The sequence below is a fragment of the Candidatus Neomarinimicrobiota bacterium genome, from assembly GCA_021157965.1.
In the GTDB taxonomy this organism is placed as follows: domain Bacteria; phylum Fidelibacterota; class Fidelibacteria; order Fidelibacterales; family Fidelibacteraceae; genus Fidelibacter.
Window position 1 is genome coordinate 18,974 of sequence record JAGGVO010000018.1, and the last position, 15,084, is coordinate 34,057.

Below are 15,084 nucleotides of genomic sequence, written 5' to 3' on the forward strand. Positions count from 1 at the left end.
AAGCGGGTGGAATGGTAAGATCGTATGTTTTAATGTGAAAGGTAAATTTTTATGAGTGATCAAACACCTGTTATCGAGCTCCAGGATCTTAAGGTGAAGCGCGGTATTCAGAAACTTGAAATATATTCCATGAAAATCTATCCCGGTGTTTGTTACCATATTTTCGGTCCGAATGGATCGGGAAAATCATTGCTAATGGACGTTTTGGCACACAGGCAGTCTGTAGATACCGGGAATATCCTCTATGAAAATAAATCTCTGAAGAAACGGGAATATTCCCAGGCTTTCGTCCGAAAACAGATAGCCTATTTTCAACAAAGACCGACAGGATGGATTTGTGGGACAGTGCTTTCCTATCTGGAAAAGACACTGAAAGAACGGAAAATCTCTGCAGGAATCGCATATCAGCAGGCAATGGCTAAACTGGAAGAATTCGATTTGAAGGAATTCGCCAAAGTTAAACGAAGCCAATTGTCCCCCGGTGTTTTTCATAAGGTCGAACTGATTCGTTGCTTATTGCAGAACGGTGACCTTTTAATACTCGATGAACCTTATAGCATTCCTGATGAAAATTTTATTAAAAAATTTAACAGCTGTTTACGGAATGTCATCCGTAACGAAAAAAAGGCCGTCGTGATTGCATCAGCCCAAAGCCTGTTCCGATTCAGGCTTGTGGATATTATTCTGAATTTGAATCACGGGCGGATTGTGCGGGTTGAAAAGACCCGGAAACCCCCAAGGACAGATAACCGGAATCGAAACCGGCATTATCAAAACAATAAACATTAAACATCATTCCACCCGCCCATATTTTATGATGAAAAAAATACCTGTCAATAAATATTCACAATACGGCAAATTTACTAAGCGTCAGAAGATGACGAATACGCTTCGTTATTACGGGATTCGGGATTCCCGGATTCTTGCTGCTTTTCTTGCGATGCCCCGACATCGCTTTGTTCCCCCTGATCAGGAAGACCGGGCCTATGCCGATACTCCTCTGCATATTGGTTACGGACAAACCATTTCACAACCTTATGTTATTGCCTTTATGCTTGAAGCCATGGAGCTGAAACCTCATGATAATGTCCTTGAGGTGGGGTCGGGATGCGGTTATGTTACCGCTTTACTTTCCATGCTGGTAAAAAAAGTGACGGGCATCGAGCTGGAAAAAGCATTGGTAACACGAAGCCGTTTAATCCTGAAAGATCTGGAAATAAAAAATGTGAGAATTGTCCATGGGGACGGATACCGGGGATTTGAACCCAATGCACCATATGACGGCATTCTGGTCTCTGCAGCACCGGATGATGTCCCGGAGCACCTCTTTCAACAACTGAAAGAAGGTGGATCACTCATCATTCCCGTTGGCAAATATTCCCAAATGTTGAAAAAAATCAAAAAAAAAGAAGGACAAAGAATCGAAACGAACCTGTTGGATGTCCGTTTTGTCCCCCTGAGGAAACCCTCAATATATTGAAATAAATATAACCTTTTCCGGGGGACTGATTTGTTGTAAATTTCACGTTCGTAAAGGAGGGGCTTATCCGGGTCAGCACTCTTTTGAAATGGATATTCATGTGTCTTCTGCTTCCGGTGTATTTAACAGGGCAGGAGGATGGCAACAACGTGGAATCCTTTAAAAATCCGCGGACGGCAGTTCTGTGTTCCGCCTTTTTTCCGGGTGCCGGACAGATGTATAACGGCAAATGGCTGAAAGCCGGAATTTTGTCAGGACTCGAAGTGTATACATTATACCGGGCTCATGCCTTTCATGAAGATTATAAACAGGATACCACAGATAAAGATTCTCAAATAAACCGAAATAAACATCTGTGGTATGCTGCAGGTGTGTATGTCTATGCCATGCTGGATGCGTATGTAGATGCCCATATCAGCAGCTTTCCCGAAGGAAATCTGGTCTTTGACCCTGTGAACAGAACCCTGAAATTCGCCTTAATTCTGGAGTTTTAATATGGCAGAAAAGCGAGAACACTGGGGAAGTCATATTGGTTTTATCCTGGCAGCTGCCGGAAGTGCCATCGGCCTGGGGAATATCTGGAAATTTCCCTATGTGGCCGGGAAAAACGGCGGGGCGGCCTTCATTCTGATTTACCTGGTCAGTGTCTTTTTTATCGGCATTTCCCTGGTAATTGCAGAAATTTTGATTGGACGTAAATCCCAGTTGAACCCCGTCGGGGCTTACCGGAAACTCTCAAAAGGACACCGGGGATGGACCCTGGTTGGATACATGGGTGTTTTAACCGGTTTTATCATTTTATCCTATTACAACGTCGTGGCCGGATGGTCTGTCGGGTATTTTATCGAAGGCCTCCGGGGGAGTGTCCTTTCATTTACTACATCAGAAGAAGCAGCAGACTTTTTCTACCGTCAAATTATGAATCCCGCATGGATTATTGGTTACCAGGCTTTATTTTCCCTTTTGGTGCTGGCAGTTGTGTATTTTGGCGTGGCCGGCGGTATTGAAAAAATTTCCAGAATTCTCATGCCTGTCTTTTTAGGAATCTTATTGGTTTTGGTAGGATGGGGAATTTCTCTGGAAGGATCCCGGGAAGGACTGTCATTTTTGTTGAAACCAAACTGGGAAAGTGTTAACGGCAGGACCGTTTTGGAAGCATTGGGACAGGCTTTTTTTTCACTGAGTCTGGGCATGGGAGCTTTGCTCACATACGGGAGCTACCTGAACAAAGAAGACAGCGTTTTAAGCAGCTCCATCATGATTGTCTTTTTGGATACGTTGATCGCCCTTCTGGCCGGTATAGCTATTTTTACTTCTGTCTTTGCCATGGGATTTAGCCCCGATGTCGGTCCCGGACTTGTTTTTTGTGTTTTACCGGCAGTTTTCAGTAAAATGCCGGGAGGCAATGCCTTTGGTCTCCTTTTCTTTCTGCTCCTCACTATTGCGGCCCTCACATCGGCCATATCCCTCCTGGAAGTCATTACATCCTACTTTGTGGATGAAAAGAAATGGACACGTCACAGAGTTGTGCTGGGAGCAGGACTGATTGTTTTCCTGGTAGGAATTCCGTCTGCCCTCTCTTTCGGCCCAATGAGCCACGTCACCCTCTTTAAACGTTCTTTCTTTGATTTTCTGGATTTTCTCTCATCCAATATCCTTTTGCCCCTGGGGGGATTGCTCATGGCCCTTTTTGTAGGTTGGGTTGTAAAAAAAACACCCATGATAGAGGAATTTCGCAAAGGTGCCAACGGATGGGTGGATACCCACATCTTTCACCCTGTAAAACGGGTCAGACACAAAACAGCCCTTCTGACTATCGGAAATGTATGGTTCTTTGTTGTGAAATATCTGGCGCCTGTCGTGATTCTGCTCGTTTTCCTCTATTCAATCGGAATCCTGTGATGAAAAAAAGATATGCGATTATCCTGCTGCTTTTGCTTTTTACAGCTCTTTCGGCTGAAGAGAAAAGGGATCTGATTATGCCGCGGGAAAAACCGAAAGACGCCTGGACCAGTTTTGATAAATGGCAACATTTCTCCTTCAGTTTGTTGATTACGGTTCAGTCCGGATATGTCATATCCCATGAACACGGTGTTTTTCAGGCACCGGACCGGCAGAACCGGATGATTTCGGCCGGTATAAGCCTTTCCTTCGGCTTTTTTAAGGAATGCCTGGATATGAGACGGGAACCTTCAGGTTTCTTCAGCTGGAAAGATCTGGTGATGGATATGGGAGGCACACTGGCAGGTATATGGATACTGAGTACTTTAGATGATGCATGACGAGAGACATACATTTCTGAAAAAAGTCCCGGTGCTCCTCTATCATTATGTGAGTCCCCATGGGTTTAATACCGTTTCTCCACGTCTTTTTGAAAAACATATTCTGTGTTTGAAACAGGCCGGTTATACAGGAATTACCTTTCGGCAGATTCTGAATGGAGATTCGCTGCCTGAAAAATCGGTGGTCATTACCTTTGATGACGGGTATGACGAGGTTTTTTATCATGCCCTGCCGGTTTTGGAGAAATACGGGTTCAGGGCCGTTGTGTTTATGTTATCGGGATATATTGGCAAAAGAAACAGCTGGGACCTTTCACTTGAATCCTCAAAGATTCGTCATTTAAACCGTGAAGAATTAGTGGAATTATCCCACCGGGGGTGGGAAATTGCTGCCCACGCCCTGAGCCATCGCGTTCTAACTGGAATGAAAACGGATAAAGCCCGGTATGAAATTGAAAAATCCGGCCGGATTCTTGAGGATCTTTTACATAAACCGACATACGGTTTTGCCTACCCTTTCGGGCGCTATAATGAAACCATTAAGACATTTGTCAGAGAAAGCGGTTATCGCTATGCATGTAGTACTTTGAAACGGCATCAGCTGCCGGCAACCGACTATGAACTGGTACGAATTCCCGTCTACCGTACCGACGGTATTCGTTCCATCGGGAAAAAGCTGGCCTACCCGGAAATTCCCTATGGTGAATATTGTAAACTGAAAGCCATCAGCAGTTTTTCCCGTTTAACACCCCTCTATCAGAAGATGAGGGAGAGATGGGGTGATGTTGAGAGGGAATGAGGAGGAGACGAAGAAACTCCGGACTTCAGTCCGGGGGACTTAAGAGAAAGAATTCGCCCCTCGTCCAACAAACGAATAAGGGATAAAAGCCATGATACTCATTGATCATGATTTGTGTGATTTGTGCGGAACCTGCGTGGGTGTGTGTCCCGTCGACTGTATATCCATGTCCGACACGACCCTGAATATTGATGATGATACGTGTATTCAATGTAATTTTTGTATTCAGGTGTGTCCGATGGAAGCCCTGAAGGAGGAGAAGGATGATTAGACGGGACTGGGATGTCATCGTTGTGGGGGGTGGACCTGCGGGGACGGTGTTTGCCCGTTATGCTGCTGAAAATGGCCTCTCTGTGCTGATTCTTGAAAAAGACCGTGAAATCGGATTGCCGGTCCGTTGTGGTGAAGGAGTCAGTATGCGCGGACTTGAAGCTTTTACTCCCGTGAATCCCCGGTGGATTTGCCGAAAAATCAGTGCTGTGGATTTTTACGCCCCTGACGGGACATTGGTGGAACTGGATTTTAAATTGGAGGGAGCCATTCTGGACCGGCGTGTCTTTGACAGGGATCTTGCGGACCTGGCCGTTCAGGCCGGTGCGCGGATCTATACCCGGGCGAATGTTACCGATCTGATTCTTGAAGGGGATTATGTGCGGGGTGTTGTTGTCCGTTATCGGCATGAGGATTTAAAACTTATGTCCCGACTTGTCATTGCTGCTGACGGGGTGGAAAGTCGCATTGCCCGAAAAGCCGGCATTAAAACAGCCGTCATCCCGGAAAATATGGATAGTTGTGTACAGGTAACAGCCCATGGATTGAATATTAACCCCGATGCCCTGAGTTTTTATATGAAACGGGAATATGCACCCGGCGGATATGTGTGGGTTTTTCCTAAAAGTGAAACATCAGCCAATGTAGGGCTGGGCATCAGTGGAAATTTTGCCCGTAAAATCAGTCCCTATAAATCCCTTATGAAATTTATGAGAGATACCTTTCCAAATGCATCCTGGAGCAGCTTAGTTGCCGGTGGTGTGCCTACAGACAAAACTCTGGACCGGATTACGGCGAACGGATTAATGATTGTAGGTGATGCAGCCAGGATGGTGAATCCTCTGAGTGGCGGAGGAATCCATGCGGCTATGCGGGCTGGAAAACTGGCAGCGGATACAGCAGTTGAAGCACTGAAACAGAATGATGTGTCAGAAGATTTTCTGAAACGGTATGCCAAAGCCTGGCATGATGAAGCCGGGAAAAATCATGAGGGACTTTATCGTCTGAAGGAGGTGGTTAACAAACTGACAGATGAGGATCTGGATAAGCTGGGACACAAGATGGTGGCTATCCCGAAAGAAAAAAGAAGCCTGACCCGGATATTTAAATCAGTTGCCTGGAATAACCCCCGTCTGATTATGGATGTGGTCCGGGCATTTGCCGGAATTTAAGTAATATGGAGTACTATGCGATTAACTGAAAGCTTTCTGCGTGAAATTGGATTAAACCGTTTTGTGGCATTTGATGTGGAAACGACAGGACTGGAACCGGAGAGCTGTGATGTGATACAGTTTTCGGCATCTGTCTTTGAACTGGGTAAATTTAAAGAAACCCGGAGCTTTTTCTGTAAACCCCGGGGGGAGATCCCTGAATTTATCCGGCAACTGACCCGGATTACCGATGAGATGGTTCAGGATGAAAAACCCTTTCCCCAACGGATTGATGAAGTTCTTGATATCTTTGGGGACAGCCCGATTGTAGGGCATAACATCAAATTTGACCTGGCCTTTCTTGTGCCGCATTTGAAAGAACCTTTTACAAATCCTGTTGTGGATACGGTGGAGCTCTCCAGAATATTTCTCTATTATCTGCCGGACCGGAAACTGGAATCCCTGGCCGCACACTTTAATCTTCAAACAGAAGGAGCTCATCGGGCTGATGTGGACACGGAAAACACCGGTGAACTCTTTCTCCGTCTTCTCGATATCATGGTGTATTATGATTATCCTGTCTATGATCAGCTTGCAACAATTGCCGCTCCTTTAGCCCAGACTCCTAATACCTGGCTCTATCAGCGCTTTCTGTCGGTGTATCAGGCCCGGGGAAGAATCCGGGAAGAAAATCTTTCACCCCTCCATCCAGTCCCCAAAAATGCCTTGGGAGAATTTAAAAAGGGTGCTGATGAATTCAACGAAGACCGGGAAGATGCGACCCTTCAGAAAGTGAATCCCCGGGATATTCAGGATGTTTTCGGGATGAACGGCATCCTTTCACGGAAATTGAAGGGTTATGAACTCCGGCCGGGGCAGATTCGTTTTGCGTCCGATATTGTTACAGCCCTGAATAAAGGAAATTCCCTGGTGGGAGAAGCAGGCACAGGTGTTGGAAAATCCCTGGCCTACCTGATTCCTGCTATCAAGTGGGTGAGAAAAAACCGGGATGCCAATTTTTCCGTTGTGGTCTCATCCAACACCAAAGCCCTTCAGGAACAGCTCTTCGGTAAGGAAATCCCCTTTATACAAAAAGAGATTGATCCTGATTTCACGGCAACCCTGCTGAAAGGACGGAAAAACTACATTTGTTTGACCCGCTGGGAACAATTTTATCAGAATTTGGACGGAGCGGTGGATATTTTCGATCGGGGAAATGTGCTCCCCCTGATTGTGTGGCTCCGCGAAACCCAGACAGGCGACATTGAAGAAAACAGCGGTTTCAGAGCTTCCCGTTATACTACAATCTGGAGCAAAATCTGCAGCGAAACGGGATATTGTACCACGAAACGATGTAGTGACAAAGGGGGATGTTATCTGGGAAAGATTCGCTGGAAATCCCAAAAAGCCGATCTGGTGGTCGTAAATCACTCCCTCTTACTCAGCGATGCTGCTTCTGATAACCAGGTGCTGCCTGATCACCCCATTCTGGTGATTGATGAGGCGCATAATCTGACCAAAAGCGCTTATAAGTATTTTGCCGTTGAAGTGGGACCCTGGATCATTGATCAGGTTCTGGAAGCCTTTTTCCGGCAGGGAAGGGATAATTTCGGACTGTTGGTTTTACTAAACCGGAAAATCAATAAACTGTCAATCTCCGAATCCCTTAAAAATTCTCTTTTGAAACGAATCAGTGCTTTTGAAGAAGAAACCCTTAAACTGCAACGGGAATCACGTCAGTTTTTTACCCGTTTTCTGGATTTTGTCAACGAGAACATTCGTTCCATGAATCAGCGGTATATCCTGAAATCCCGGTATAAACCTCATCAAAATCCCTTTGAACACACGGGACTGGATAAAAGCAGGGATGATCTGCTCAAGCGGTACGAGAAAATTATTCCGGATTTTCAGAATTTCAGGGATACCCTGGAGAAGTTCCCCCTGAAAGAACGGTTGCCCATGAGTGCATTGCTGGATGATTTTGATACATCGCTCAAATCGCTGGAAGAATTAAAGCAAAATCTGGAAACGGTACTGATTCCTGAACATGATGACTGGGTTTACTGGTACGAGGTGCCTGTAGATCCCAAGAATTTTAATATCGGGCTGTATGCCGTTCCGCTGGCAGTAGATGCCTATATCTATGAACGGATACTGCGTCGGAAACATTCGGTGATTGCCACATCGGCAACCCTGACCATTGCCGGTTCTTTTGAGTATTTTAACAAAACAACGGGATTTTCCCGGTTTGATCCGGCCCGTCTGATGTGCCGCGTTTATGAAAGTCCTTTTGACTATGCCAGTCAGTGTGCCGTGTATGTTCCCACATTTCTGGGTGATCCGGGACATGTGAAATTTGAAGAAAACGTGGCCGGTCTTCTGAATGAAATTGCTGCCCGGTTTCAGCCCGGTATGCTGGTTTTGGCGACCTCTTATTACTCCATCAAGCAGCTCAGTGAACGAATGCATATCCCCTATAAAGAGGAGAATGTTCCCCTGATTTACCAGGCGGGATCGGCATCCCGAAGTGCTCTTCTGAACCGTTTTCGTGAATCTGGCAATGCCACCCTGATTGGTACGGAATCTTTTTGGGAGGGGGTGGATATTCCCGGGGATGCCCTGGAAATGCTTGTGATGCTGAAACTCCCCTTTGCCGTTCCATCGGAACCCATTGTGGAAGCCATTACGGAAAAAATGAAAGAGAGTGGAAAAAATCCATTTCTGGAGTATTCCGTCCCCGAAGCGGTCATCAAATTCAAACAGGGATTCGGGCGCCTGATCAGAAGCCGCCGCGATACGGGAGTTGCCCTTTTTCTGGATAACCGGCTCAGTTTTAAACGATATGGACGGATATTCATGGATTCACTTCCGGGAAAATATTCCTTTGTAAAAAATAAAGAAGATTTCTTCAGGCACCTGGAAATCTGGTACCGTCGAAAAAGACAATCCAGATAAATATGAATCGGCAGATTTTTAAGCTGTTGGGGAACTTTTTGACATTCAGTGTGTGAAAAAGGCAGTTTGATACATTACATAATTATATTTGTTGACTGAAACAGAGAGGAAAAAAAATGATCAAAGTTGAACACCTCACAAAGCATTACGGACATGTAAAGGCTGTGGATGACATCTCTTTTCATGTCCGGGACGGAGAAATCCTGGGATTTCTTGGTCCCAACGGTGCCGGAAAATCGACAACCCTCCGGATCATGACATCCTATCTGACCCCGACGTCAGGAAACATTTATATCAATGACCTGAATGTCCTTGACGACTCTTTGGATATCCGGAAAATCATCGGTTATCTTCCGGAAAACAATCCCCTTTATCCGGAAATGAATGTTTATGATTTTCTGAAATTTTCCGCTGCAGCCCGGAAGATTGAAGGAAAAGCCTTTGAAAACCGCCTGAAAGAAGTGTCCGAAATGTGCGGACTTCATGGCGTGATTCATAAACAGATATCAGAGTTATCCAAGGGGTATAAACAACGGACAGGCCTGGCCCAGGCGATTTTTCACGATCCGGAAATTCTGATTCTGGATGAACCGACTACCGGTCTGGATCCCAATCAGATTGTAGAAATCCGGAACCTCATCAAACAACTGGGAAAAGAGAAAACAGTGGTTATCTCATCCCATATCCTTCAGGAAATTCAGGCGACGGCGGACCGTATGGTGATTATCAATAAGGGAAAAATTGCTGCGAACGGGACCATTGACGAACTCATGAGCAGTTTCAAAGGATTTACACGCCTGCACCTGGAAATTGAAGGAGTAATGAATGCCCGGGATTTGACGGATATCCATGAGAAAATCAAACTTGCTGACAGCCAAACACTTAATGGAATGACTAAAGTAGTGATTGAATATCCGAATACCCTGGATTTGAGAAAGGATGTTTTTCAGTACGCGGTGAAAAAAGGGTGGACACTTCTGGAAATGAATCGCCATCGCATTTCTTTGGAAGATATGTTTAGAATTCTCACCGTGGAGGAAGGAGGAAAGGCATGAACACAATCCGATTGATATACCGGAAAGAAATGAGCACATATTTTAACAGTGCCGTTGCATATATCACCCTGATTATTTTTCTCCTGATCAACGGCTGGTTTTTCACCAGTTCTTTTTTTCTGGTCGGCCAGTCCGATCTGAGAATATTATTCAATTCCGTTCCCCTGGTTTTTATCTTTTTCATCCCTGCCATCACTATGGGATCACTGGCCCGGGAAAATCATGCCGGCACCATGGAATTCCTTACCACACTGCCGGTGGATGATTACCAGATTGTTCTTGGAAAATTCTTTTCTGCCGTGGCTTTGATCGGGGTTGGACTTCTTTTTACCCTGCCTCATTTTATCACCCTGCTTTTTGTGGGGACCAGTCCGGATATCGGAGCCATTTTGTGCGGGTATTTGGGGCTACTTCTGGTAGGGGCCATGTACGCCTCTATCGGGATCTTCGGCAGTGCCGTATCCAATAACCAGATTACTTCTTTCCTCCTGAGTTTTATTGTCATCTTTGCCCTTTATCTTTTTGATAAAATTCTCATTTTTGTCCCCCCCTTTCTTAGCGGTATTTTGCAGTTTCTCAGTACAGACTACCACTTCAGTAATATCAGCAGAGGTGTCATTGATTCAAGGAATATTATCTATTTTCTTTCGGTTATCTTCTTTTTTCTGACACTTTCTGTCAGAGTCCTTGAAATTCGGAAATGGAGGTAATTATGGCCCACATCAATAATAAAAAACAGTTTGCACTCTTTATTGTTTTATTGGCCGTGATTTTGATACTTGTCAATATCATATCCCGGTCCCTCTTTTTCCGCTGGGATCTGACCCGGGGGAATATCTATTCTCTGAGTGAATCCAGCAAATCAATTGTAAATCAACTTGATGACAGGATGACTGCCCGGGTTTTCTTTTCCAAAGATTTACCCGGAGAATATGTGAATTCCCGGCGGTATCTGCAGGATATCCTGGAGGAATACAGGGCTTATTCAAATGGAAATTTTCATTTTGAATTTGTCAATCCCGATGACAATGAGAAAGCCAAACAAGAAGCTTCGGGATACCGGATTCCTCCGGTGCAACTCCGGGTTCTGGAAAATGATAAACTGGAAATTAAAAATGTCTATATGGGACTGGTTCTGTTGTACCGGGATAAAAAGGAGGTTTTGCCTGTCATACAGACAACGGAAGGGCTCGAATACGATCTGACGGCGGCAATTAAAAAGATGCTGGCAAAGGATTTGAAATCGATCGGACTCATTGCCGGTAAAGGAGAAGGCGTACAAACCAATCAGCTTACCCAGTTTTTGAATCAGACCTACCGGGTGCGTCCTGCGTTCCTGAATAAACCTGTCCCGTTGGATATTGATCTTATTCTCATGAATGGTGTGATGGATTCCCTTTCGATGGATGAGCTCTACCATTTGGACCAGTTCCTGATGCGCGGGGGAAAATTGTTCCTTTCTCAGGCAAGGCAGGAAGCAAAAGTCCAGGAAGGCATGGCGGAATCCATCAGTTCGAATATCTTTTCGTTCCTGGAACATTATGGATTAACCATCAATCCCGATATTGTTATAGACAAACTCTGCAGCCAGATTCAGATTCAGCAACGGCAGGGTATTTTCACATTCAACAATGCCGTGGATTATCCGCCCATTCCCGTGATACGTCGGTTCAATGAAGAAAACCCCATTGTGGCCGGACTGGATGAGGTACGGGTCTTTTTTCCTCATGAAATCACGGCAGCGCCTGATTCCGGGACTTTTACTCCCCTGTTGTGGACATCCAAAAATTCCGGTTCATTGGCTGAGGGCTATTTTCCGGCCCCATCCATGGGTGGCAATTATACCCTTCGGAACGGGTACAATATCTATCCGATGGATAATAAACAGCTTCGGAAATTTGATAAAGGCCCCATGGTTGTTGCCGGATTGCGGACAGGACCACAGACCAGTTTCTTTGCCGACAGCAGTGAGTATGCCCAAAAAGAAGGGTTTTTGGCCTTTACGGATAACATCAATCTGTTATTGATTACGGATAATCGCTTTTTCGACGACACACGGGCTGCTGGCATTCCGGAGAATACAGCACTGATTCTGAATGCCGCCGATGTGATGACGGGTGATGCCGAACTGGTTTCCATCCGTAACCGGGGTATTAAGGTACGGCCGCTGAAACCGGAAATCCTGACCTCGGATACTGCACGGAATGTGTGGAAATGGGTCAATATCATCACACCTTCACTGCTTGTTATTCTTTTTGCCCTGTTCAAAGCGGGACAAAATCGTAAAAAACGCCGGAAACTGGAGGAATATTATGACTAAACACATTCATTGGATTCGCTATACTGTTGTCCTGGTAACAGCCATCCTTGTTTTATGGATTGTGCAAAGCCGGGAGAAACAATTTGAATCGCAGGAAGTACCTGTATTCGATTTTGATCCGGAATTGGTAACTTCCTTTCAAATCCGGAAAGGAACCGATTCTCTTGCTTTTGCTCTTGAGGATACACTGTGGGTTTTCCAGGAACCGGATACAGGGAAAGTGGATCAGCAAAAGGTGCATGATTTTCTGAAAACCATCACGGATATGAGTCATGGAACGTATATTGCATCCAATCCTGAGTACTATCCGGAATATCATCTGGACGAAGCTTCAGCTACTCACCTTATTTTGAAAAAGGGAGATGAAACCCTGGGAGACATTCTTGTGGGTTGGTCAGATGCTTCTCCCGTGAAGGATAACATGCGCTATCCCCACGATCCTCATGTCTATCAGCTGGATTTAAAACTGACACGCCATTTGAGAACCCAAGCCGGTTTTTGGCGGGAATAGTTTTTAATAAAAAAAAGATGCAATAATTCCGGGGAAGAGACAAATATCTTGAATCTTTCCCGGAATGTGCTGATTTTCCCACAAAGGAGGGAAGCATGGCAAAAATTGAGCTGACGATTGATGAAATTGTAGATTTGTATACACACTATTTTGAAGCGGAAAAAATTCCGGTCCGGAATCTTATGGCAGTCGATTCCAAAACCGTCCGGGGTGAAATAAAAGCCCCTTCACTTTCCCTGGATTTTCCCGTCACTCTGACCTTTGATTCATATATGAAACCCAATATCCTTTTTAAAATTGTGTCCAAAAACGCCTTGGTCAACAGATTATTGCCTGTTGTAAACCGGTTTATGGAGCGGTACCAAAATAACATTATAACGCTGAAGATGCCCTACATTATTATAGATACAGAAACAGCCATGAAAAAATATGCCGAACTCATACAGATTTTGGACGTGCACCATAACGGGGAAAAATTCCTTGTAGAAATCGGTGTAAAAAGCGTTTAAAAGGAGATCTATGAAAAAAATCACCCTTGTTGTTGTTTTGATCATGATAGTAGCTGCTTGTGCAATCAAACCAACGGAGAACAGGATTGAAAAGATTCTTGCCGTCGAGGAGGATTCTGTTTTCGTCCGGGAGGCCCTTTCCGTGGTCAGTGATGTGGAATCGGCTGAATTAAAATACCGTTTGACGGAGAGGTTGCTTCCGTTGGTTGTTGACGGGGAGGAGGCGATATACCAGCGGGTACTGAATGCCACCAAAGAGAGTCATAATGCCATGCAATACGCCATGCTGGCAAACAGTATTGCCTGGAAAAACAGGGAAAACACCGTCCTGGAGGAAAGACTGTTTTCATTGATTGAAGAAGCAGCCGTCCAATGCCGTACCGGAGAGTTTATTGATGTATTGTCTTTATATCTCGATAAGCGAGGGTATTCCACTGTGGATAAAATTGAAGCCGAACCCCAGTACAGGGCTATGATTTTAGATACATACGCTTATTATCTGATGAAGATGGACAGGGTGGAAGATGCTTTGGATGTATATGAAGAGATTCTGGCAGAATATGATGACCCTGAAATTCTTATCAATGTTTCCAGAGCGCAGGCAAAACTGAATCGGTATCAGCATGCTCTGGAGAACGTCCTTAAAGCTCTTACACAGGCACCTGCCCATCAGGATGCTCTGTCGCTGATATATGAATACGGTGAATCCCTCTCTTATCCTGCATCAGCCATTGATACAATGGTTGAGAAGGCTGTAAATGACGCACATAAGGCGATTATAAGTAATTTGAAAGAGATTCGGATGGACAAGCCGATGCCGGCTTTTAAACTGGAAAACCTGGACGGTTCAGTTGTCCGCTCCTCTGATCTTGAGGGTAAAATTCTGGTAATTGATTTTTTTGCTACCTGGTGTGGTCCCTGCCGCCGGGAATTGCCCAAAGTACACCAGCTATATAAGTCGTACAAGGATGATGAAAATGTAAAATTCTTGATCATATCTACCGATAAAGACCGTTCTAAAGTCCGCCCTTTTATCGAAAGCAATCAGTATACTTTTCCCGTTTATTATGGAGGAGATGTATCGGAAAAATTCGGTATTAAAGGTGTTCCTACCATGTATGTTATCGGACCGGACGGTAAAATCCGTTATGAAAAAATTGGGTATATCGAAGGGGAAGATCTTGAATTCACCCTGATGATGTATGTGAATTCGTTGCGTTGAGACGTTGAGACATTGGGAACTCACTGCGTTCGCTGTTTATGGGTTCACAGTCGTCAGTGGACAGTCGTCAGGGATGGTCAACTCGTCACGCGTCACGCGTCACTTTTTGAGTGGACAGTCGTCAGTCGTCAGGATTGGTCAACTTGTCACGCGTCACGCGTCACTTTTTAAGTCGGCAGTCAAAATACTAAGAAAGTCAGGAGGCGGCGTCACAACCGCCATTTTTAACCATGCCCTCGCGCCGAAGATCCCCACTTATTTCCTATATACAGAAAAACCGGAGGGGATTACACAGCCATGCGTGCACGGTTTTTCTTTCAGTCCTGATAAGCGTCTTCCTTAAGGATTGAACATCTTTTCTGCTTGACACATGTAGCAAAACAGTCTAATTTCCTTATAAGAATATAAGTACATGGGAACATGAAGATCAGTATTATCCGGCGAGGCATTTTTCTATTATTTATCAGCATCACTGCGTTTAGTCAGCAATTGCCCCAGATGCGGGTGATTGATACGCCCAGGCTGCTCCG

Annotated in this window: 15 protein-coding genes; all 15 read left to right on the forward strand. The window is 45.0% G+C overall.

The genetic code is table 11. The annotated features are described in order from the left end of the window. Positions 1-51 precede the first annotated feature (51 nt). The 15 genes from J7K63_02395 (at position 52) to J7K63_02465 (ending at position 14,554) form a co-directional block, all read left to right on the forward strand. Positions 52-789: an ATP-binding cassette domain-containing protein gene (locus J7K63_02395; GenBank protein MCD6233875.1), complete on the forward strand. Its 738-nt coding sequence runs from the start codon at positions 52-54 to the stop codon at positions 787-789. Between the two features lie 25 nt (positions 790-814). Further along, positions 815-1,480, forward strand: coding sequence for a protein-L-isoaspartate(D-aspartate) O-methyltransferase (locus J7K63_02400; GenBank protein ID MCD6233876.1), 666 nt, complete (start codon positions 815-817; stop codon positions 1,478-1,480). A 98-nt stretch (positions 1,481-1,578) separates the two neighbouring features. Then, positions 1,579-1,974, forward strand: a complete 396-nt coding sequence (locus J7K63_02405; GenBank protein ID MCD6233877.1) for a hypothetical protein — start codon at positions 1,579-1,581, stop codon at positions 1,972-1,974. Between the two features lies 1 nt (position 1,975). Continuing rightward, positions 1,976-3,382, forward strand: coding sequence for a sodium-dependent transporter (locus tag J7K63_02410; GenBank protein MCD6233878.1), 1,407 nt, complete (start codon positions 1,976-1,978; stop codon positions 3,380-3,382). Then, the gene (locus tag J7K63_02415; protein MCD6233879.1) at positions 3,382-3,762 is read left to right on the forward strand and encodes a hypothetical protein; all 381 of its coding nucleotides are present in this window, start codon (positions 3,382-3,384) and stop codon (positions 3,760-3,762) included. The genes J7K63_02410 and J7K63_02415 overlap by 1 nt, the downstream gene beginning before the upstream one ends. Next, on the forward strand, positions 3,752-4,561 hold the full coding sequence (locus J7K63_02420; protein ID MCD6233880.1) for a polysaccharide deacetylase family protein: 810 nt from the start codon (positions 3,752-3,754) through the stop codon (positions 4,559-4,561). Before J7K63_02415 ends, J7K63_02420 begins: the two co-directional genes overlap by 11 nt. A 91-nt stretch (positions 4,562-4,652) precedes the next feature. Beyond that, the gene (locus tag J7K63_02425; GenBank protein MCD6233881.1) at positions 4,653-4,832 is read left to right on the forward strand and encodes a 4Fe-4S binding protein; all 180 of its coding nucleotides are present in this window, start codon (positions 4,653-4,655) and stop codon (positions 4,830-4,832) included. Next, positions 4,825-6,003, forward strand: a complete 1,179-nt coding sequence (locus J7K63_02430; GenBank protein ID MCD6233882.1) for an NAD(P)/FAD-dependent oxidoreductase — start codon at positions 4,825-4,827, stop codon at positions 6,001-6,003. The genes J7K63_02425 and J7K63_02430 overlap by 8 nt, the downstream gene beginning before the upstream one ends. Before the next feature lie 15 nt (positions 6,004-6,018). Then, positions 6,019-8,937, forward strand: a complete 2,919-nt coding sequence (locus tag J7K63_02435) for a DEAD/DEAH box helicase (GenBank protein ID MCD6233883.1) — start codon at positions 6,019-6,021, stop codon at positions 8,935-8,937. A gap of 116 nt (positions 8,938-9,053) precedes the next feature. Beyond that, positions 9,054-9,992, forward strand: coding sequence for an ATP-binding cassette domain-containing protein (locus tag J7K63_02440; GenBank protein ID MCD6233884.1), 939 nt, complete (start codon positions 9,054-9,056; stop codon positions 9,990-9,992). Further along, positions 9,989-10,702 (forward strand): ABC transporter permease subunit, encoded by a 714-nt coding sequence (locus tag J7K63_02445; GenBank protein ID MCD6233885.1) that lies wholly within the window; start codon positions 9,989-9,991, stop codon positions 10,700-10,702. The genes J7K63_02440 and J7K63_02445 overlap by 4 nt, the downstream gene beginning before the upstream one ends. 2 nt (positions 10,703-10,704) lie before the next feature. Next, positions 10,705-12,312 (forward strand): GldG family protein, encoded by a 1,608-nt coding sequence (locus J7K63_02450; GenBank protein MCD6233886.1) that lies wholly within the window; start codon positions 10,705-10,707, stop codon positions 12,310-12,312. Next, positions 12,305-12,823 (forward strand): DUF4340 domain-containing protein, encoded by a 519-nt coding sequence (locus J7K63_02455; GenBank protein MCD6233887.1) that lies wholly within the window; start codon positions 12,305-12,307, stop codon positions 12,821-12,823. The genes J7K63_02450 and J7K63_02455 overlap by 8 nt, the downstream gene beginning before the upstream one ends. Before the next feature lie 95 nt (positions 12,824-12,918). Next, complete coding sequence (locus tag J7K63_02460) at positions 12,919-13,332, forward strand: hypothetical protein (GenBank protein MCD6233888.1); 414 nt, start codon at positions 12,919-12,921, stop codon at positions 13,330-13,332. Positions 13,333-13,342: 10 nt separating this feature from the next. Continuing rightward, positions 13,343-14,554, forward strand: a complete 1,212-nt coding sequence (locus J7K63_02465) for a redoxin domain-containing protein (GenBank protein ID MCD6233889.1) — start codon at positions 13,343-13,345, stop codon at positions 14,552-14,554. Positions 14,555-15,084 lie beyond the last annotated feature (530 nt).